Source organism: Pseudomonas sp. 21LCFQ010, from assembly GCF_024129905.1.
Lineage (GTDB): Bacteria > Pseudomonadota > Gammaproteobacteria > Pseudomonadales > Pseudomonadaceae > Aquipseudomonas.
In genome coordinates this window covers 71478-91957 of sequence record NZ_JAMYDZ010000003.1, presented here as the reverse complement: position 1 = coordinate 91957, position 20480 = coordinate 71478, and the positions used below count along the sequence as shown (strand labels likewise).

Genomic DNA, 20480 nt, shown 5'->3' with positions numbered 1-20480 from the left:
TGCTCCAGGGCAGCGGGCATGGCGGCCCGCCGCAGAGGTAAAGAGGGAAAGTCAGGTGGTCTGGCCAAGCGCGTCGGCAGGCTTCTCGGCTTTCTTTTCAAGCTGGGCGTAAACCAGCCAGGTCAGGACTACACCGGTCAGCATCACCGCTGCCAGGAAGTACAGCCCCGATGACAGCGTGCCGGTGTACTCCTTGAGCGCACCGATGCCGAATGGGCCGATGTAGCCGCCCAGGTTGCCGAACGAGTTGATCAGGGCGATGCCCGCCGCAGCGGTGGCACCGGACAGGAAGCGGCCCGGCAGAACCCAGAAGATGGCGGTGACCGAAAACAGGCTGAATGCGGTCAGGCACAGGGCAGCCAGTTGCCAGCCCGGCATGCTCAGCCAGGCACTCAGGAACAGGCCCGTGGCACCGAGGATGTACAGCACGGTGAGGTGCCCGTAGCGGTCATTGAGCCGATCGGAACTGCGCGGCACCAGCAACAGGCCGATGACCCCGAAGATGTACGGAATCGCCGAGATGAAACCGGTGGTCAGGTCGCTGCCACCGAACTGATGCACCAGGGTTGGCAGCCACAGGCCCAGGCCATAGGTGCTCAGGGTGCTGGGCAGGTACAGCAGGGCCAGGATCAGCACCCGGCGGTCGGTCAGGGCACGTAGCGGGTTGGTGTGTTCGGTCTGGCCGTACTCGATGCGGTCTTTTTCCAGCTCACCCTGCAACCACTGCCGATCGGCTTCAGCCAGCCAGCGGGCATCCTTGGGAGTATCCGGGAGGATTTTCAGGGGCGGCCAGGCCAGGGCAATCGCCGGCAGACCGATGATAATGAACAGCCACTGCCAGCCAGCAAGGCCTTGAATACCGTTCATACCCAGGATCCAGCCCGATAACGGTCCGGTGACCATCAGCGCGATGGGCTGCGACAGGATGAAAAAGCCCAGCACCTTGCCGCGGTTGCGTACCGGGAACCAGCGGGTGATGTAGTACAGCACGCCCGGAAAAAACCCGGCTTCTGCCGCGCCCAGCAAAAAGCGCATCAGGTAGAAACTGTAAGGCCCCTGGACGAACGCCATACCCACAGTGATCGCCCCCCAAGTGATCAGGATACGGGCAAACCAGCGCCGCGCTCCGAATCGCTCCAGCAGCAGGTTGCTGGGCACTTCAAAGATGAAATAACCGATGAAAAACAGACCTGCGCCAAACCCGTAGGCCATGTCGCTCAGGCCCAGATCGGCGTTCATGTGCAATTTGGCGAAGCCGACCGCCGAGCGATCGATGAAGGCGACCAGGTACAACAGGATCAGGAAGGGAATCAACCTGAGCGTAAGCCTGCGAATGATCCGAGATTCCGGATTCATAGCTGTTCTCCACTTGTTTTTGTTATGGATAGGTTGGCTGCGATTGATCTGACTAATTAACCGCCCAGCGATCGACAAGGACGTATCAACCCCATGAATCGAACAATATAGTAAGACTATTTAGCTGACAACCACTTGAAATGCGATTTTTATGGTGTATGTTTTCAGCACGAAACCCAAATAGTCATACAATAAGAGTTCGCCGATCATGACCGACAAAAAGCCCTCCCTGCGCTCCGCCCAATGGTTCGGCACTGCCGACAAGAACGGCTTCATGTACCGCAGTTGGATGAAGAATCAGGGCATTCCGGACCACGAGTTCCAGGGCAAGCCGATCATCGGTATCTGCAACACCTGGTCAGAGCTGACCCCCTGCAACGCACACTTTCGCAAGATCGCCGAGCACGTGAAAAAAGGCGTGCTGGAGGCCGGTGGGTTTCCAGTGGAGTTCCCGGTGTTTTCCAGCGGTGAGTCCAACCTGCGCCCCACGGCCATGCTGACCCGCAACCTGGCCAGCATGGATGTCGAAGAAGCCATCCGCGGTAACCCGGTCGATGCGGTGGTGCTGCTCACCGGCTGCGACAAGACCACCCCGGCCCTCCTGATGGGAGCCGCCAGCTGCGATGTGCCGGCCATCGTCGTCACTGGCGGGCCAATGCTTAATGGCAAGCACAAGGGCAAGGACATTGGCTCGGGCACAGTGGTCTGGCAGATGCACGAGGCTTACAAGGGCGGCCAGATCAGCCTCGACGAGTTCCTCTCGGCCGAAGCGGGCATGTCGCGCTCGGCCGGTACCTGCAACACCATGGGCACCGCCTCGACCATGGCCTGCATGGCCGAAGCCCTCGGCACTTCGCTGCCGCACAACGCGGCGATTCCGGCCGTGGACTCGCGCCGCTACGTGCTGGCACACCTGTCGGGCATGCGCATCGTCGACATGGTTCACGAAGACCTGCGCCTGTCGAAAATCCTCACCCGCGAGGCCTTTGAAAACGCCATCCGCATCAACGCCGCCATCGGCGGTTCGACCAACGCGGTGATTCACCTCAAGGCCATCGCCGGACGCATTGGTGTTGAGCTGGAGCTGGACGACTGGACACGGGTCGGTCGTGGTACACCGACGCTGGTCGACCTGCAGCCTTCCGGGCGCTTCCTGATGGAAGAGTTCTACTATGCCGGCGGCCTGCCGGCGGTGATCCGCCGTCTGGGTGAAAACGGTCTGCTACCCAACCCGCACGCCCTGACCGCCAACGGCAAGAGCATCTGGAACAACTGCCAGGCTTCGCCGCAGTACAACGACGAAGTGATTCGGCCCATCGACAACCCGCTGGTGGCCGATGGCGGGCTGTGTATCCTGCGCGGCAATCTGGCGCCACGCGGTGCGGTGCTCAAGCCGTCAGCGGCCACCCCGGCGTTGATGCAACATCGCGGTCGTGCTGTGGTGTTCGAAAACTTCGATGACTACAAGGCACGCATCGCCGACCCGGACCTGGATGTCGACGAAACCTGCGTACTGGTGCTGAAAAACGCCGGCCCACGGGGTTATCCGGGCATGGCCGAGGTCGGCAACATGGGCCTGCCGCCCAAGGTCCTGGCCAAGGGCGTGACCGACATGGTGCGCATTTCCGACGCCAGGATGAGCGGCACCGCCTACGGCACTGTGGTTCTGCACGTCGCCCCGGAAGCGGCGGCCGGTGGCCCGCTGGCGGCCGTGCGCAATGGTGATTTCATCGAGCTGGACTGCCACAGCGGCCGGCTGCATCTGGACATCAGCGACGAGCAACTGCAAGGACGCCTGGCCGACCTGCAGCCCGACACCTCGGCGAACATTTTCTCCAGTGGCTATGCGCGGCTGTATGTCGATCACGTCATGCAGGCTGATCAGGGTTGCGACTTCGACTTTCTGGTCGGCTGCCGTGGCTCGCAAGTGCCGCGGCACTCACACTGACCGCACGAAGCCGAAAGGGCTCTGGAGGGATGTTATGATGCAGCGCATTTCGCCAGAGTCCTTGCGTCTTTATGGATTACCAGACCCCCAAGCCACGCAAAAGCATGCACGCGCAGATCGTTCAGGAACTGGGTGTGCATATCGTTTCCGGCCGCTTCAAGCCCGAAGAAAAACTGCCCCCGGAAGCTACTCTGTGCGAGGAATACAAGGTCAGTCGGCCAGTGCTGCGCGAGGCCACCCGGGTACTGACCGCCAAAGGCCTGGTGTTCTCCAGGCCTCGTGTCGGCACCGTGGTACGACCGCGTGCAGAGTGGCACCTGCTCGACCCGGACGTACTGTTCTGGCTGATGCGCTCGACCCCGCACAGCGAGTTCTTCAACACGCTGGCCGGGGTACGACGGATTCTCGAACCGGAGATTGCCGCCATGGCGGCAACCACGGCGACCGATGCCGATATCGCCGTGATCGAGGACGCCTACCAGCGTATGGCGGCGGCACAGACCCGCGAAGAAATGCTCCAGCCAGACCTGGACTTTCACCGGGCGATTGCCGACGCCACCCACAACGACCTGCTGGCCTACATGTGCAACATGCTGTCGTTGCCACTGCGCGAGTCGATCAACCTGACCAACATGCGTCCCAACATTCAGGAACTCAGCCTGCCCCGCCACCAGGCCATCCTCACCGCCATCAAGAACCGCGATGCCCTGGCTGCCCGCTATGCCTCGCTGGTCCAGCTCGACGACACCCGTGCCGCCCTCGATACCGTGATGAACGTCCTGACGCCGCTATAGCGTCAGGCAGCTGGGTCATGCTCGGGCAGGCGACCGGACACCATGCCCACGGAGCCTGCCATGCCTTTGCCTGCCTCGTTCATTGATGCGCTGAGCGGTTTGCTCGGCGAGCGTTTCAGCACCGCCACGGCCGTTCGCGAACACCACGGCCGCGACGAATCCCTGTACGACCCGATCCCCCCCGATGCCGTGGCGTTTGCCCATACGGTTGAAGAAATCAGCGCCATTCTCGGCCTGTGCCACGCCCACCGGGTGCCGGTGATCCCTTATGGCAGCGGCTCATCCCTGGAAGGCCATCTGCTGGCCGTGCAGGGCGGCCTGAGCCTGGATGTGTCGGCCATGAACCAGGTGCTGGCGTTCAACCCCGAAGACATGAGCATCACGGTGCAACCGGGGATTACCCGCAAGACCCTCAACGAGTATCTACGCGCCAGCGGGCTGTTCTTTCCCATCGACCCGGGAGCCGACGCCAGCATCGGCGGTATGTGCGCCACCCGCGCCTCAGGCACCAACGCCGTGCGCTACGGCACCATGCGCGAGAACGTACTGGGCCTGAAGGCCGTACTGGCTGACGGTCGGGTCATGCACACCGGCTCACAGGCCAAGAAGTCATCGGCCGGCTACGACCTCACCCGGCTGCTGATCGGCAGCGAAGGCACCCTGGGGGTGATCAGCGAAATCACCCTCAAACTACACCCACAACCCGAGGCGATCAGCGCCGCGGTATGCAGCTTCGACAGTGTCGCCGGGGCGGTGCAGACCGTGATCGAAACCATCCAGATGGGCGTGCCGGTGGCCCGTGCCGAACTGGTCGACCGCCTGGCCATCGAGGCGCTTAACCGCTACGCGAAACTCGACCTGCGCGCAGCGCCGACGCTGTTTCTGGAGTTCCACGGCAATCAGGCCAGCGTGGCTGAACAGGCTGAAACCGTGCAGGGGCTGGCCCAGGGCAATGGCGGGCAGAACTTCGAGTGGGCGACCCGTCAGGAGGACCGCAACCGGCTATGGAGCGCCCGCCACGATGCATTGTTCGCCTTCCTGCAACTCAAGCCGGGCTGCCGAGCGCTGTCTACGGATGTCTGTGTACCGTTGTCGAAACTGGCCGAATGCGTGGTCGCCACCGAACAGGACCTGAACCAGTCTTACCTGCCGGCGCCGATCTTCGGCCATGTAGGGGATGGCAATTTCCACGTCTGCATGTTGCTGGCGCCGGATAACCCGGCCGAACTGATCGAGGCCGAACGCCTCAACCACGCCATCGTCCACCGCGCGTTGCAGGCCGGAGGCACCTGCACCGGTGAACATGGTGTGGGGTTGCACAAGATCGACTTTCTCCTTCAGGAACATGGTGAGGTGGCCATCGACAGCATGCGCGCCATCAAACAGGCCCTGGACCCGCAGGGCCTGATGAATCCGGGCAAGATATTCCGGGCACTGCAGGAGCCGCTTTAGCGGCGAAGCCTTCGGGGCTAAAGCCCCTCCTACCGCTACAGCGCCTCGCGGCTGTGCAGCCCATCTACCAGCCGCTCAATACCCAGCGGGTTGGCATTTTTGAGCGCATCGGGCAGCCATTCGTCAGGGTAGTTCTGGTAGCACACCGGACGCAGGAAGCGATCGATGGCCAGGCTGCCCACCGAGCTGCCACGCGCGTCGGAGGTGGCCGGGTACGGACCGCCATGCACCATGGCGTCACACACCTCGACCCCGGTCGGATAACCATTAACCAGCAGCCGCCCGGCTTTGTGCTCCAGCAGGCCGGTGAGTTCGGTGTGGTTGCACAGATCAGCCGGCTCGGCGATCAGGGTCGCGGTCAGTTGGCCGCGCAAGCCGTGCAAGGCACGCAGCAGTTCGGCCTGGTCGGCGACTTCGACCACCACCGTGGTCGGGCCAAACACCTCTTCCTGCAACAGTTCATCGCCATTGATCAACAGCGCGACGTCGGCCTTGAACACCTGGGCGTGGGCCTGCTGGCCCTGCTGCGCGGCACCGGCCAGATGGCTGACACCTGGATGCGCATGCAGCCGCTCAAGACCGTGACAGTAGCTCTTGAGGGTTGTGGTATTGAGCAGGGTCTGTGCCGGCTGATCACCCATCAATCGGGTGAAGTGCTGCAGCCAGGCATCAAAGGCCGCCGAGCGTATGCCGATCACCAGACCGGGATTGGTACAGAACTGCCCGGCGCCCAAGACCACCGCTGCGCTCAACTCCGAGGCGATGCGCTCACCCCGCACCTGCAGGGCTTCAGGCAACAGCAGCACCGGATTGATACTCGACATCTCTGCGAAGACCGGAATCGGCTGGGGGCGCGCGGCGGCGATGTCGCACAAGGCCCGGCCACCGGCCAGCGAGCCGGTAAAGCCGACCGCCTGGATGGCCGGATGCTGCACCAGCCAGGCCCCCACGCCACCGCCGAAGATCATATTGAACACACCGGTCGGCATGTCAGTGCGGCGCGCAGCACGCAAGATCGCATCAGCCACCTGTTCGGCGGTGCCCATGTGCCCGCTGTGGGCCTTGAATACCACCGGGCAGCCAGCGGCCAATGCCGCTGCGGTATCGCCACCGGCCGTGGAGAAGGCCAGCGGAAAATTGCTGGCCCCAAACACCGCCACCGGTCCCAGACCGATCCGCCACTGGCGCAGGTCCGGCCGCGGCAGAGGCTGGCGCTCAGGCAAGGCACGATCAATACGCGCGCCGTAAAAGTCACCCCGGCGCAACACCTTGGCAAACAGCCGCATCTGCCCGCTGGTTCGGCCCCGCTCTGCCTGGATGCGTGCCGCTGGCAATGCCGTCTCCTGACACACCAGCGCGACGAAATGCTCACCCAGGGCATCGAGCTCATCGGCGATGGCCTCAAGAAACTCTGCCCGCCGTGCCGCCGGCAAACTGCGAAACGCCGGATAGGCGTCCTGCGCCGCCCGCGCCGCAGCATCGACCTCGGCCTCGGTGGCCTGATGAAAGGCATAAGGCAGGGCCTGCCCGGTGCTGGCGTCAAAGCTTTGCAAGGTGGTCTGGCCTTCCGCGCTGCGCTGACCGCCGATGTAGTTCCAACCCGTGATGCTGGTCATACGTGATTCCTTTGTGTTCAGAGCGCCTGGACGGCGCCGGGAGCCAGTGGCTCGTCATCAACAACCACACCGGTGCGCAGCGGTGCGCCGAACTCGGCGATTTCGATCTCGAAGGTGTCTCCGGGACGCGCGCTCACCGCGTCGGCAAACGACAGGGTTGCGGTGCCGAAGAAATGCACATGCACATCGCCCGGACGCAGGAACTGGCGGTATTTGAAGTGGTGGTATTCAAGGTTCTCCAGGCTGTGGCACATGTTTTCTTCGCCACTGAGAAATTCCTTTTCCCATAACACCTGGCCGTCGCGGTGAATGCGGCTGATACCGGCCAGATGCGCTGGCAAGGCACCGATGCGCAGCTCAGGACCATAGGCGCAGAAGCGCAGCTTGGAGTGTGCCAGGTACAGGTAGCTACGACGCTCCAGTACGTGGTCGGACAGCTCGTTGCCCAGCGCATAGCCAAGGCGATAAGGCTTGCTGTCCGGGCCGATCACGTACAGGCCAACCAACTCGGGCTCTTCACCGACGTCTTCGGCGAAGGTCGGCAGTGGAAAGCTTGCACCGGGGCGCAGCACGATCGAACCATCACCTTTGTAGAACCACTCCGGCTGCGCGCCGACCTTGCCGGCACCTGGCTTGCCGCCCTCTACGCCCCAACGGAACATGCGCGCGGTATCGGTGAGCGTCGCTTCGTCCTGGTCTTTTTTCTGGTGCATCTTGTCACGGGTATCCGCGCTGCCCAGATGAGTCAGGCCGGTGCCGCTGACCAGGCAGTGCGCCGGGTCTTCATGATCCAGCGGTGGCAGTATCTGGCCGGCTTGCTGCAAGTCGCGGTACAACGGGCCGGGCTGGCTGCCGCGCTTGAGCACTTCGTCCTGCAGGCTGTGACCGGCGCTGATGGCCGCCAGGGCCAGTTCCCGGGTACTGAGGGTCGCCAGCACGGTGTGTACCTGTTCGCCCTCGACGATGCCGACATGGCGTTGGCCGGCAGAGGTTTCATACTGGATCAGTCGCATGGCATGGGCCTTCTTGTTCTGCTGTGGATAAGCCGCACTTTACGAATCTGCCAGCAGGCTGCCTAATGAGAGCCTCTGATTAAGCGATAACCTTTACTTATCCCCATGATCGCTCCGCTCACCTCACTGATCTCACGGCTGCGCCTGAAGCAGCTGCGTCTGCTGATCGCTCTGGACGATCACGGCTCGCTGCACAAGGCCGCCGAGTACGTGGCCATTACCCAGCCCGGTGCGACCTCGGCGCTGAACGAAATCGAGTCGGCATTCGGCACCCGGCTGTTCACCCGCACCAGCCAGGGTCTGGAAGCCAACGACCTGGGACGCTGTGTGATCCGCTATGCCCGGCTGATCCACAGCGACATGGCCCACCTGCGTGAAGAACTGATCGGCATTCTGCAGGGCCAGGGTGGGCGGATTGCCGTGGGCGCGGTGATGGGTGCAGTCCCGTTGCTGGTCAGCAGCCTGGCGCGCCTGCGTGAAGCGCAGCCGGAACTGGCGGTGGAAGTGGTCGAGGACACCAGCGCCCGGCTGCTGGGCCTGATTGACCAGGGGCGCCTGGATCTGGCGCTCTGCCGAACCAGCGTCAGTCAGCGCCCGCAAGCCTATGACTGCCTGCCGCTGGCCCCGGAGGCGTTGCAACTGGTTGCCAATCCGCTGCACCCGCTGGCCGCTGCCGCCAGCCTGACACTCGACGAGCTGCAGCATTACAACTGGGTGGTCTATCCGGCAAACATGCCGATGCGGCTGGTGCTGGAGCGGGAGTTCAGTGAGGCCGGGCTGGAGTTTCCGCGGTTTGCGATCGAAACCGCGTCCACCTTCACCACCCTGATGCTGCTGCAACAGGACCGGCAACTGGTTGCGATGATGCCCAAGGCCGTGGCTGAAAGTGCCAGCGGTATGGGCGTGGTGCCCTTGGCGCTGACCCTGCGTTCACGCAGCGAACCGTTCTGGCTGGTCAGCCGCCACAACACACCGCTGTCGGCCCCGGCCAGATTACTGACCGAGGCATTGCAGGCGGGTGTTGGCAACGTCGACGGTGTGTAGCTAGGCCAGCCGCCGCTCGCTGACCGAGGCATCCAGACTCTCGTCGATGGCCTGTTGAATCGCCTTGCGGCGACGCTCTTCGGCCTGACGAGTGAAGTACCAGACCATGAACGTCGCCAGCGACACGGCCAACAGAATCAGACTGGCCACGGCGTTGATTTCCGGCTTCACGCCCAGACGCACGGCAGAGAAAACCTCCATCGGCAGGGTGGTCGAGCCAGGCCCGGAAACGAAGCTGGCCAGCACCAGGTCGTCCAGCGACAGGGCGAAGGACATCATGCCGCCGGCCGCCAGCGATGGGGCGATCATCGGGATGGTGATCAGGAAGAACACCTTCCACGGCCGCGCACCAAGGTCCATCGCGGCCTCCTCGATGGACAGGTCCAGCTCCCGCAGGCGCGCCGACACCACCACCGCCACGTAGGCAGTACAGAACGTGGTGTGGGCGATCCAGATGGTCAGCAGGCCACGTTCGGCAGGCCAGCCGATCAGTTGCGCCATGGCCACGAACAGCAGCAACAGCGACAGACCGGTAATCACCTCAGGCATGACCAGCGGCGCGGTGACCAGACCACCGAACGCCGTGCGGCCGCGAAACCGCGAGATACGGGTCAGCACAAAGGCGGCCATGGTGCCCAGCGCCACCGCCGCGATGGCGGTGTAGAAGGCCACTTCCAGCGAGCGCATTACCGAGCCCATCAACTGGGTGTTGTCCAGCAACCCCACGTACCACTTGACCGACCAGCCGCCCCACACCGTCACCAGCCGCGACTCGTTGAACGAGTAGATCACCAGGATCAGCATCGGCAGGTAAATGAACAGCAATCCCACCACCAGCATCAGATTGGAGAACTTGAAGCCTCTCATGCCTTGCCCTCCAGTTCCTTGGCCTGACTGCGGTTGAACAGAATGATCGGCACGATCAGCACCAGCAGCATGATCACCGCCAACGCCGAAGCCACCGGCCAGTCACGGTTGTTGAAGAACTCCTGCCACAGCACCTTGCCGATCATCAGGGTTTCCGGGCCACCGAGCAGCTCAGGAATCACAAACTCACCGACCACCGGGATGAACACCAGCATGCAGCCGGCAATGATGCCGTTCTTCGACAGCGGCACGGTGATTTTCCAAAAGCTGTTGAAGGTGCTCGAACCGAGGTCCGAGGCGGCCTCCAGCAGGCTGTGATCGTGCTTCACCAGGTTGGCGTAGAGCGGCAGGATCATGAACGGCAGGTAGGAGTAAACGATGCCGATATACACCGCCAGGTTGGTATTGAGGATCTGCAACGGCTCGTCGATCAGGCCCAGCCACATCAAGAAGCCGTTGAGCAGGCCGTTGTTACCGAGGATGCCCATCCAGGCGTAGACCCGGATCAGAATCGCAGTCCAGGTCGGCATCATGATCAACAGCAACAGCACCGTCTGGATGTCCTTGCGGGCATTGGCGATGGCGTAGGCCATGGGGTAGCCAATCAGCAGGCACAGCAAGGTGCTGAAGAACGCGGTCTTCAGCGAACCCAGATAAGCCGCCAGGTACAAATCGTCGCCCGCCAGCATCGTGTAGCTGGTGAAACTGAGCACGATCTGCAGCTTTTCTTCGGCGTAGGTGAAGATCTCGGTATACGGCGGGATCGCTACGTCGGCTTCAGCGAAACTGATCTTCAGGACGATCAGAAACGGCAGGGCGAAAAACAGGAACAGCCACAGAAACGGCGCACCAATGACCAGTTGCCGCCCGTCGGGGATGATGCGCCGCAGCAGGCGCTTGACCTTGCGTGCTTTCATGAGCGCAGTACCACGCCGCTGTCGTCTTCCCACCAGATATAGACCTGATCACCCCAGGTCGGCCGGTCGTTCTGGCGCTCGGCATTGGCCACGAAGGCCTGCACACGCTTGCCGCCGGGCAGCTCGATATGGAACACCGAATGCCCGCCCAGGTAGGCGATATCGTGAACCTTGCCGCTCGACCAGTTGTATTCAGTGGTCGGCTGCTGGGTGGCGATCAGCACTTTTTCCGGACGCAGTGCATAGGTGAGGCTCTTGTCCTCCACAGAGGTGCTAACCCCGTGGCCGATATAGATCGGCCGCTCAAGATCAGGGGTACGCACCAGCGCGTAGCCTTCCATGTCCTCGACGGCTTCGCCTTCGAACAGGTTGACGCTGCCGATGAACTCACACACCAGACGGCTGACAGGGGTTTCATAGACGTCGATCGGGCTGCCGATCTGGGCAATCCAGCCCTGGTGCATGATCGCGATGCGCGCAGCCATGGTCATGGCTTCTTCCTGGTCATGGGTCACCATCACACAGGTCACGCCCACTCGTTCGATGATTTCCACCAGCTCAAGCTGCATCTGCGACCGCAGTTTTTTATCCAGGGCGCCCATCGGCTCGTCGAGCAACAGCAGCTTGGGCTTCTTGGCCAGCGAGCGGGCCAGCGCCACGCGCTGACGCTGGCCGCCGGACAGTTGGTGCGGCTTGCGCTTGGCGTACTGGGTCATGTGCACCAGCTTGAGCATCTCGGCCACGCGCTGGTCGATCTCGTTCTTGGGCAGTTTGTCCTGCTTGAGGCCGAAGGCGATGTTGTCGGCCACAGTCATATGCGGGAACAGCGCATAGGACTGGAACATCATGTTGATCGGCCGCTCGTAGGGCGGCAGGTCGGTGATGTCGACGCCATCAAGGTAGATACGCCCGTCGGTAGGGCGCTCGAAACCGGCCAGCATGCGTAACAGGGTGGATTTACCCGAACCGGAACCGCCCAACAGGGCAAAGATTTCGCCCTTGTTGATCTGCAGGGACACATCGTCCACCGCCACGGTCTCGTCGAACTTTTTGGTGACCCTGTCGACCCTGAGCAATACTTCTTTGGGCTGCTTACCGGTCTCGAGGGGATTGTTTAGGGCGCCGGAGGCAACTGCCATGGGTAAAAACTCCCGGAAATAATGCCTCTGGCGCTGTGGGCCAGAGGCAGGTTCTTTATTTGCCCGACTTGACCTTGGTCCAGCTGCGGGTCATCAGACGCTGCACCTTGGGGGGCAGCTCGCTATTTACGAACAAACGGTCCAGCACGGCTTGCGGCGGATAGACCGCCGGGTTGTTGCGGATGTCCTGATCCATGAACTCGCCAGCCTTGGTATTGGGGTTGGCGTAACCGACCTGGTCACTGACCTTGGCAATCACTTGCGGGTCGAGCATGTAGTTGATGAACGCACTGGCCTCTTTGAGGTTTTTCGAGTCAGCCGGGATGGCCAGCATGTCGAACCACAGGTTGGCACCCTCTTTGGGGATGCTATAGGCAATCTTGACGCCCTTGCCGGCCTCTTCGGCACGGTCGCGGGCCTGGAATACGTCGCCGGAGAAACCGGCCGCCACGCAGACATTGCCATTGGCCAGGTCGGAGATGTACTTGGAAGAATGGAAATAGGTCACATAAGGACGCACTTCCAGCAGCTTGGCCTCGGCCTTTTTGTAATCGGCATCCTTGGTGCTGTTGGGGTCCAGCCCCAGATAGTTAAGCACCGCCGGGATCATCTCGTCGGCCGAATCAAGGAAGGCGACACCACAGCTTGATAGCTTCTTGATGTTCTCCGGTTCAAAGAGCACAGCCCAGGAGTCGATTTTGTCGACACCCAGCACCTCTTTGACCTTCTCGACGTTGTAACCGATGCCATTGGTGCCCCACAGGTAAGGCACGGCGTACTGGTTGCCCGGATCGTTTTTCTCCAGGCGCTTGAGCAGTGCCGGGTCGAGGTTCTGGTAATTGGGCAGCAACGCCTTGTCGAGTTTCTGGAAGGCACCGGCCTTGATCTGTTTCCCCAGGAAATGGTTGCTGGGCACCACGACGTCGTAGCCGGTGCGCCCGGCAAGCAACTTGCCTTCGAGGGTTTCGTTGGAGTCGAACACGTCGTAAACCGGCTTGATGCCAGTGGCTTTTTCGAAATCCGCCAGAGTGGTTTCACCGACGTAATCCGACCAGTTGTAAACGCGAACGGACGAATCGGCGTGGGCACTCAGCGCCAGGGTCAGCCCGGCTCCGGCCAGTACGGCCTTGAACAGAATGGAAATAGACAAAGCATCAGTCCTTTTTACAGTGGGCCTGCCCTTGGGGTGCCTCTAAAACTGCCTGCTGGCTGGCCGCCTGCTTTTTAGAGGGCCCCTTGAAGGGGGCGGATCTCTCCAGGAAAAACGGTGCGCACCCTGCAACCTGTGCGCCCCGGCAAAGAATCTAGTCAGCAGGTGCATCACCTGCGATCAATCGATGGTTCGCGGCCGAAGCCGCGCCCATGCAGTGCAGATGCTGCGCCAACAGACGGTCACGCAGCATCCCCACTAATTGTTACAGATTTATTTCCCCGATTTGATTTTGGTCCAGCTGCGGGTCAGGATCCGCTGGGTGGCGGCTGGCAAATCAGCAATTGCATACAGCTTGGCAGTCACTTCCTGGGTCGGGTAGATGCTCGGATCACCGGAGATTTCCTTGTCGACCAGCGCCGTCGCGGCTTTGTTGCCGTTCGGGAAGCGTACTTCGTTGGTGATCTCGGCCATGACTTCCGGCTGCAGCAGGAAATTCAGGAATTTGTAGGCCGCGTCGACATTTTCGGCATCTTTAGGGATGGCGACCATGTCATAGAAGCTACCGGCACCTTCTTTGGGAATGGCATAGGACAGCTTGACCTTGTCACCGGCTTCATGGGCGCGCGACTTGGCCTGCTCCAGGTCACCGGAGTAACCGACAGCCACACAGATGTTGCCATTGGCCAGGTCAGAGATGTACTTGGACGAATGGAAGTAAGCCACAGAAGGACGGATCTTCAGCCACAGTGCTTCAGCTTCGGCCAGCTGTTTCTTGTCTTCGCTGTTGGTCGGGTAACCCAGGTAATGCAGGGCCACCGGGATCATTTCGGTAGGCGAGTCGAGGAAACTCACACCGCAGCTCTTGAGCTTGGCGATGTTCTCGGGCTTGAGCAGTACGTCCCAGGAGTCGATCTTGTCGACGCCCAGTGCCGCCTTGACCTTCTCGGGGTTGTAGCCGATGCCGATGGTGCCCCACATGTACGGGAAGGCGAACTTGTTGCCCGGGTCACTGGCATCGCCAACCGCCTTGAGCAGCGCCGGGTCGAGGTTTTTCCAGTTCGGCAGTTTGGAGCGGTCCAGTTCCTGATAGACACCGGCCTTGATCTGCTTGGCCAGGAAGTTGTTGCTTGGCACGACCACATCGTAGCCAGACTTGCCTGCCAGCAGTTTGGCCTCCAGGGTTTCATTGCTGTCGAACACATCGTAGACAACTTTGATACCCGACTCTTTCTCGAACTTGGCCACGGTGTCCGGGGCAATGTAATCGGACCAGTTATAAACGTGCAGCACTTTATCGTCAGCGTGCACGGTCGCGGTCATCAGGCCCGCCATGGACAAGGCGAGAAGGGTCTTGCCGAATGTTTTCATGGATACAGCTCCAAGTTGTCGTTATTAAACCGAACGGCTGACTGGCAGCGCCGTTAGTCTGGCAGATTAGCGGATGGCCTTGTAGAACAGCATTAACCTTGCAGCGCCTGCCAGGTCAGATCCAGGCACTGGCGAGCCTTGCTCACCAGTTCGTCGATCTGCGCCAGGCTGATGACCAGTGGCGGCGCAATGATCATGGTGTCGCCGACCGCTCGCATGATCAGGCCATTTTCAAAACAGAAGGTTCGGCAGATCATGCCCGCCGATTGCCCGGTGTAACGCTCCCGGCTGAGCTTGTCGCGCACCAGCTCGATTGCCCCCAACAGACCCACGCCGCGCACCTCGCCCACCAACGGATGGTCGCTCAGCTCACGCAGACGTTTCTGCAAGTAAGGTGCCGTTTCTGCCTTGACCCGTTCGACGACGCATTCCTCGCGCAGGATACGTATGTTTTCCAGGCCCACGGCAGCGGCCACCGGATGCCCGGAATAGGTGAAGCCGTGGTTGAAATCGCCCCCCTCGTTGAGCACCGCGACGACTTCGTCACGCACCACCAGGCCGCCCATGGGCACGTAACCGGAGGTCAGCCCCTTGGCGATGGTCATCATGTCCGGTTCAAGACCGTAGTAGTCACTGCCGAACCACTCGCCGGTACGCCCGAAGCCGCAGATCACCTCGTCTGCCACGAACAGGATGTCGTAGCGGGCCAGAATTTCCTTGATCCGCGGCCAGTAGCTGTCAGGCGGCACGATGACCCCGCCAGCGCCCTGAATCGGCTCGGCGATAAAGGCGCCGACCGTGTCCACGCCCAGTTCGAGGATTTTTTTCTCCAGTTGATCGGCAGCCCAGACACCGAACTCATCCGGGCTCATGTCGCCGCCCTCGCCGAACCAGTACGGCTGAGGAATATGGACAATTCCGGGAATCGGCAAATCGCCCTGCTCGTGCATGTAAGTCATGCCACCCAAACTGGCGCCGGCGACGGTGGAGCCGTGATAACCATTGACCCGGCTGATGATGGTTTTCTTGTTCGGCTGGCCTTTGATTGCCCAGTAATGACGCACCATGCGCAACATCGTGTCGTTGCCTTCGGAGCCGGAGCCGGTGAAGAACACATGGTTCATGCCCTGCGGGGCAATCTGGCCGATCGCCTGCGCCAGCTCCAGAGCAGGCGGGTGAGCGGTCTGGAAGAACAGGTTGTAATACGGCAGCTCACGCATCTGGCGACTGGCGGCCGCGACCAGCTCTTCACGACCGTAGCCCACCGCCACGCACCACAAGCCGGCCATGCCGTCGAGAATCTGCTGCCCTTCGCTGTCCCACAGGTACACCCCTTCGGCGCGGGTAATGATGCGCGGCCCTTTTTCCTTCAGTTGTTTGTAGTCACTGAAAGGCGCCAGATGATGCTGGTGGCTGAGGCTTTGCCATTCGAGGGTTTGTGGATTCTTGACGGTCATTGCATCACTCCATTGCCAGATTGCAGGGTGGATAGCCCGTGTAGGAGCGGCTTCAGCCGCGAAGGATCAAAGCTTCGGGGCTGAAGCCCCTCCTACGGGGCTATCAGCGGTCAGACGGCAAACAGCAGGAACTCACGCTCCCAGGAACTGATCACGCGCTTGAAGTTTTCATGCTCGGCACGCTTGACCGCGACGTAGCCAACGATGAATTTCTTGCCCAGGTACTTCTCGATGGTCTTGCTGTTTTCCAGGCGCTCCAGCGCGTCTTCGATGGTCAGTGGCAGGCGCAGGTTGCGGCGCTCGTAGCCACGCCCCACCACCGGCGCGCTGGGGTTGATGCCTTCGACCATGCCGATGAAACCGCACAGCAGACTCGCGGCAATCGCCAGATACGGGTTGGCATCGGCGCCCGGCAGGCGGTTTTCGACGCGGCGGTTCTGCGGGCCGGCATCCGGTACGCGCAGGCCGACGGTGCGGTTTTCTTCGCCCCACTCGACATTGACCGGCGCCGAGGTGTCGGGCAGGAAGCGGCGGAACGAGTTGACGTTGGGCGCGAACAGCGGCAACAGCTCGGGGATGTATTTCTGCAAGCCACCGACATGCTGCAGAAACAGCGTGCTCATGGTGCCGTCTTCGTTGGAAAAGATGCTCTTGCCGGTCTGAATGTCGATCACACTCTGGTGCAGGTGCATGGCGCTGCCCGGCTCGCCGGTCATGGGCTTGGCCATGAAGGTCGCAGCCACGTTGTGCTTGAGCGCGGCCTCGCGCATGGTGCGTTTGAACACCACGATCTGGTCAGCCAGCGACAGCGCATCACCGTGACGGAAGTTGATTTCCATCTGCGCCGTGCCATCTTCATGAATCAGCGTGTCGAGGTCGAGGTTTTGCAGTTCGCACCAGTCGTAAACGTCTTCGAACAGCGGATCGAACTCGTTGGCGGCCTCGATGGAGAACGACTGCCGGCCCGTTTCGGGACGCCCGGAGCGGCCTACCGGCGGCTGCAACGGGTAGTCGGGGTCATCGCTGCGTTTGGTCAGGTAGAACTCCATCTCCGGCGCGACAATCGGCTGCCAGCCCTGGTCGGCATACAGCTTGAGGACTTTCTTGAGCACGTTGCGTGGCGACAGCTCGATGGGGTTGCCCTGTTTGTCGTAGGTGTCGTGGATCACCTGGGCCGTCGGCTCGATAGCCCATGGCACCAGATACACGGCATTGGCATCGGGGCGGCAGATCATGTCGATGTCGGCCGGGTCGAGCAGTTCGTAGTAGATTTCGTCTTCTACATAGTCACCGGTCACAGTCTGTAACAGAACGCTTTCCGGCAGGCGCATGCCTTTTTCAGCGATGAATTTGTTGGTGGGGGAGATCTTGCCCCGAGTGATGCCGGTCAGGTCCGACATCATGCATTCGACTTCAGTGATCTTGTGTTCTTTCAACCAATCGGTGAGCTGGTCGAGATTGGTACTCATAAATACCTCAGGTTTGACGTGTCCTGACCGGAGTCAGGCCTGGTTGCGACTTGTTCGGCGTCACAGTGCAGTGCCCAGGCGCCGTGCGGTGCAGGATGCACCTCGCAAATGCATGTTTGATGAACGCAGCGCAAGGCTAACGCAACCTGGACGCGGATGCCGAGTCAAATGCGCGGTCATTCGGGACCGCAAGGGGGTAAGCGGCACGCTGTCAGCCGCGCCACTATAGTGATAGGGTTCAGTAGACGCTGTGCATCTGTGATGGGCGACACCACTGCCTGGCGAGGCCATTGTGCAGTGTGCGTTGTTGTCCATGAATGGCAATGCAGACATCGACGCCCCCGGTATTTTTGCTGTTATGGGTTGCGATGGAGCTTAGCGCCGTTCATTTTTTTTCACAATAATTAGAAATACGTTGAACACGCCAATTCATGGCTCCGGGTATTGCCCGGCTGCAGCGTGTTGCGAATGCCCTGACAAGCAGCATAATCGGCACGATGGCGCCATTTCGGGGCAAAGGAAAGCTCTATTGACTTCATCATGGCTTTCGGATTGACTGAATCCGGCAAGACTCGATGATTGATATTTTTAACAACAAAGGTGTTGCATCATGTCGGTACCCCCGCGTGCCGTTCAGCTCAACGAAGCGAACGCGTTCCTTAAGGAACACCCTGAGGTTCTGTACGTTGACCTTCTGATTGCAGATATGAATGGTGTAGTGCGTGGCAAGCGAATCGAACGCACCAGCCTGCACAAGGTTTACGAAAAAGGCATCAACCTCCCGGCCTCGTTGTTTGCCCTGGACATCAATGGCTCCACAGTAGAAAGCACCGGCCTTGGCCTGGATATCGGCGATGCCGACCGCATCTGCTACCCGATCCCCAATACCCTGTGCAATGAACCGTGGCAAAAGCGCCCCACCGCGCAATTGCTGATGACCATGCACGAACTCGAAGGCGAGCCCTTCTTTGCCGACCCGCGCGAGGTACTGCGCCAGGTCGTCAGCCGTTTCGACGAGATGGGCCTGACCATCTGCGCCGCGTTTGAGCTTGAGTTCTACCTGATCGACCAGGAAAACGTGAACGGCCGCCCACAGCCACCGCGCTCACCGATTTCCGGCAAACGCCCGCATTCCACTCAGGTGTACCTGATCGACGACCTCGACGAGTACGTCGATTGCCTGCAGGACATCCTTGAAGGCGCCAAGGAGCAAGGCATTCCGGCCGACGCCATCGTCAAGGAAAGCGCCCCGGCGCAGTTCGAAGTCAACCTGCACCACGTGGCCGACCCGCTCAAGGCCTGCGACTACGCGGTACTGCTCAAGCGCCTGATCAAGAACATCGCCTACGACCATGAGATGGACACCACCTTCATGGCCAAGCCCTATCCGGGCCAGGCCGGCAACGGCCTGCATGTGCACATCTCGATCCTTGATCGCGACGGCAAGAACATTTTCACCAGTGAGGATCCCGAGCAGAACGCCGCATTGCGTCATGCGGTCGGCGGTGTGCTCGAGACCCTGCCGGCGCAGATGGCGTTCCTGTGCCCGAACGTCAACTCCTACCGCCGCTTCGGCGCGCAGTTCTACGTGCCCAACTCGCCAACCTGGGGCCTGGACAACCGCACCGTGGCGGTGCGCGTGCCGACCGGTACCGCCGATGCCGTGCGCATCGAGCACCGCGTGGCGGGCGCCGATGCCAACCCGTATCTGCTGATGGCTTCGGTACTGGCAGGCGTGCACCACGGCCTGACCAACAAGATCGAGCCGGGCGCACCGGTCGAAGGCAACTCCTACGAGCAATTCGAGCAGAGCCTGCCCAACAACCTGCGCGACGCCCTGCGCACGCTGGACGACAGCGAAGTCATGGCCAAATACATCGATCCGAAATACATCGATATCTTCGTGGCTTGTAAAGAGAGCGAGCTGGAAGAGTTCGAGCACTCGATTTCGGATTTGGAGTACAACTGGTATTTGCATACGGTTTGACCGCCGCGAACAGGTAACACGCGCCGCATGAATGCAAAATCTGCGGCGCTTGCTTTCAACGCCTCAAGTTGGCGCACACCTGACTTATGAGGTTCAGCCTCTCTTGTGCCCACTGAATATACTGTCGATTGCCATCAAGTACCTGTGGCGATACTCCTCGGATCGGCATCCCTCTGGTGAACGCTTGCTGATACGTCAACATGCGCTCTGTCTGATGCAGAACCTGATCGATCTGTGGAAAATGACTCTGTGTGTAATCAGCAAACGCCCCCATGTTCACGTGGGCGGCGGCGACATACTGCTGGTCATTCAACCCCCTCAGATAATCAGGCTCGTAGAACGAAAAAGAAGTGCCTATCCCACTATCGATTCGCTCGATAACCCGAGGTTGCACCGTATTCACTGCAACCGTTGTGTCTGGCAAGGTCCGGGGTGATGCTGCAGGTCCTGAAACCGGTCGCTGGTTGATCATTGGTCTGACTTGCGCAACCGGTCGTGGGCGGGCAACTCGACCATCTTGTATCCGATCAGGAACCGCACGAAAGAACTTGCCAGCCCCTTTGGCGAATTTGATATGACCCGTCGGGTCAACCTTATTGAGCGGGTCCCCCTGACAATACGCGTACGCATTAACCCCACCCTTTCCAAACGGACTCAAGCTGTCCGGACTGTTAAAGCGCATCCAACACTGGGTTGTACGCCCGATAACCATTGCCCAACAGATAATGGCCAGTGATTGACTCGCAGAGATCGCCATTGAAGCCCAAGTGCACGGACTGACGCTGTCCAGGTCCAGTAGCTGCCCCACAACCCGGATGGCCGGGAAGCGGCGCTCGTTGTTCAGCCATTGGCCTGACTCCGATAAGAAGTTGAACGCCAACTGTCGTGATGTTGGCTGCG

The 20480-nt window shown here is 60.8% G+C and carries 15 protein-coding genes and 1 pseudogene; 5 read left to right on the top strand and 11 right to left on the bottom strand.

The features are described from left to right. Positions 1–51 precede the first annotated feature (51 nt). Positions 52–1356: an MFS transporter gene (locus NJC38_RS05560; RefSeq protein WP_253111993.1), complete on the bottom strand. Its 1305-nt coding sequence runs from the start codon at positions 1354–1356 to the stop codon at positions 52–54. 208 nt (positions 1357–1564) lie between these two features. Between NJC38_RS05560 and NJC38_RS05555 the strand changes: the two genes are divergently transcribed. From NJC38_RS05555 to NJC38_RS05545, 3 genes are all read left to right on the top strand, one after another. After that, the gene (locus NJC38_RS05555; protein ID WP_045486076.1) at positions 1565–3304 is read left to right on the top strand and encodes an IlvD/Edd family dehydratase; all 1740 of its coding nucleotides are present in this window, start codon (positions 1565–1567) and stop codon (positions 3302–3304) included. 71 nt (positions 3305–3375) lie between these two features. Then, positions 3376–4098: a FadR/GntR family transcriptional regulator gene (locus tag NJC38_RS05550; protein ID WP_045486073.1), complete on the top strand. Its 723-nt coding sequence runs from the start codon at positions 3376–3378 to the stop codon at positions 4096–4098. Between the two features lie 60 nt (positions 4099–4158). Beyond that, positions 4159–5550: an FAD-linked oxidase C-terminal domain-containing protein gene (locus tag NJC38_RS05545; RefSeq protein WP_253111991.1), complete on the top strand. Its 1392-nt coding sequence runs from the start codon at positions 4159–4161 to the stop codon at positions 5548–5550. Positions 5551–5585: 35 nt separating this feature from the next. Here NJC38_RS05545 and NJC38_RS05540 read toward each other — a convergent pair whose 3' ends face one another. Next, positions 5586–7166 carry an aldehyde dehydrogenase (NADP(+)) gene (locus NJC38_RS05540; protein ID WP_253111981.1) on the bottom strand — a complete coding sequence of 527 codons (1581 nt, stop codon included), beginning with the start codon at positions 7164–7166 and terminating at the stop codon, positions 5586–5588. Between the two features lie 17 nt (positions 7167–7183). Then, a complete protein-coding gene (araD1, locus tag NJC38_RS05535; protein WP_253111978.1) occupies positions 7184–8179 on the bottom strand; it encodes an AraD1 family protein in 996 nt (331 codons plus the stop codon). A gap of 105 nt (positions 8180–8284) precedes the next feature. Here araD1 and NJC38_RS05530 point away from each other — a divergent pair, with 105 nt between their 5' ends. Then, complete coding sequence (locus NJC38_RS05530; RefSeq protein ID WP_253111976.1) at positions 8285–9223, top strand: LysR family transcriptional regulator; 939 nt, start codon at positions 8285–8287, stop codon at positions 9221–9223. Here the strand turns inward: NJC38_RS05530 and NJC38_RS05525 are convergent, their stop codons facing one another. The 7 genes from NJC38_RS05525 to NJC38_RS05495 all read right to left on the bottom strand — a co-directional run bounded on the left by NJC38_RS05525 (position 9224) and on the right by NJC38_RS05495 (position 17593). Next, on the bottom strand, positions 9224–10090 hold the full coding sequence (locus tag NJC38_RS05525; protein WP_045486058.1) for an ABC transporter permease subunit: 867 nt from the start codon (positions 10088–10090) through the stop codon (positions 9224–9226). Then, complete coding sequence (locus tag NJC38_RS05520; RefSeq protein ID WP_173426712.1) at positions 10087–10968, bottom strand: ABC transporter permease subunit; 882 nt, start codon at positions 10966–10968, stop codon at positions 10087–10089. The genes NJC38_RS05525 and NJC38_RS05520 overlap by 4 nt, the downstream gene beginning before the upstream one ends. Before the next feature lie 35 nt (positions 10969–11003). After that, the gene (potA, locus tag NJC38_RS05515) at positions 11004–12146 is read right to left on the bottom strand and encodes a polyamine ABC transporter ATP-binding protein (RefSeq protein ID WP_253111974.1); all 1143 of its coding nucleotides are present in this window, start codon (positions 12144–12146) and stop codon (positions 11004–11006) included. A 55-nt stretch (positions 12147–12201) separates the two neighbouring features. Beyond that, positions 12202–13296, bottom strand: a complete 1095-nt coding sequence (locus NJC38_RS05510) for a polyamine ABC transporter substrate-binding protein (protein WP_253111972.1) — start codon at positions 13294–13296, stop codon at positions 12202–12204. Between the two features lie 273 nt (positions 13297–13569). Next, entirely contained in the window at positions 13570–14667 is a 1098-nt protein-coding gene (locus NJC38_RS05505; protein ID WP_253111970.1) for a polyamine ABC transporter substrate-binding protein, read from the bottom strand. Between the two features lie 92 nt (positions 14668–14759). After that, positions 14760–16124, bottom strand: coding sequence for an aspartate aminotransferase family protein (locus NJC38_RS05500; RefSeq protein ID WP_253111968.1), 1365 nt, complete (start codon positions 16122–16124; stop codon positions 14760–14762). A gap of 110 nt (positions 16125–16234) precedes the next feature. Then, a complete protein-coding gene (locus NJC38_RS05495; protein WP_045486039.1) occupies positions 16235–17593 on the bottom strand; it encodes a glutamine synthetase family protein in 1359 nt (452 codons plus the stop codon). A gap of 610 nt (positions 17594–18203) precedes the next feature. On the opposite strand from NJC38_RS05495, the gene NJC38_RS05490 reads away from it, so the two are divergent. Continuing rightward, the gene (locus NJC38_RS05490) at positions 18204–19580 is read left to right on the top strand and encodes a glutamine synthetase family protein (RefSeq protein WP_045486036.1); all 1377 of its coding nucleotides are present in this window, start codon (positions 18204–18206) and stop codon (positions 19578–19580) included. 574 nt (positions 19581–20154) lie between these two features. Here NJC38_RS05490 and NJC38_RS05485 read toward each other — a convergent pair. Beyond that, positions 20155–20428 (bottom strand): annotated as a pseudogene (locus NJC38_RS05485) (RHS repeat-associated core domain-containing protein); the annotation flags it as partial. Positions 20429–20480: the final 52 nt, after the last annotated feature.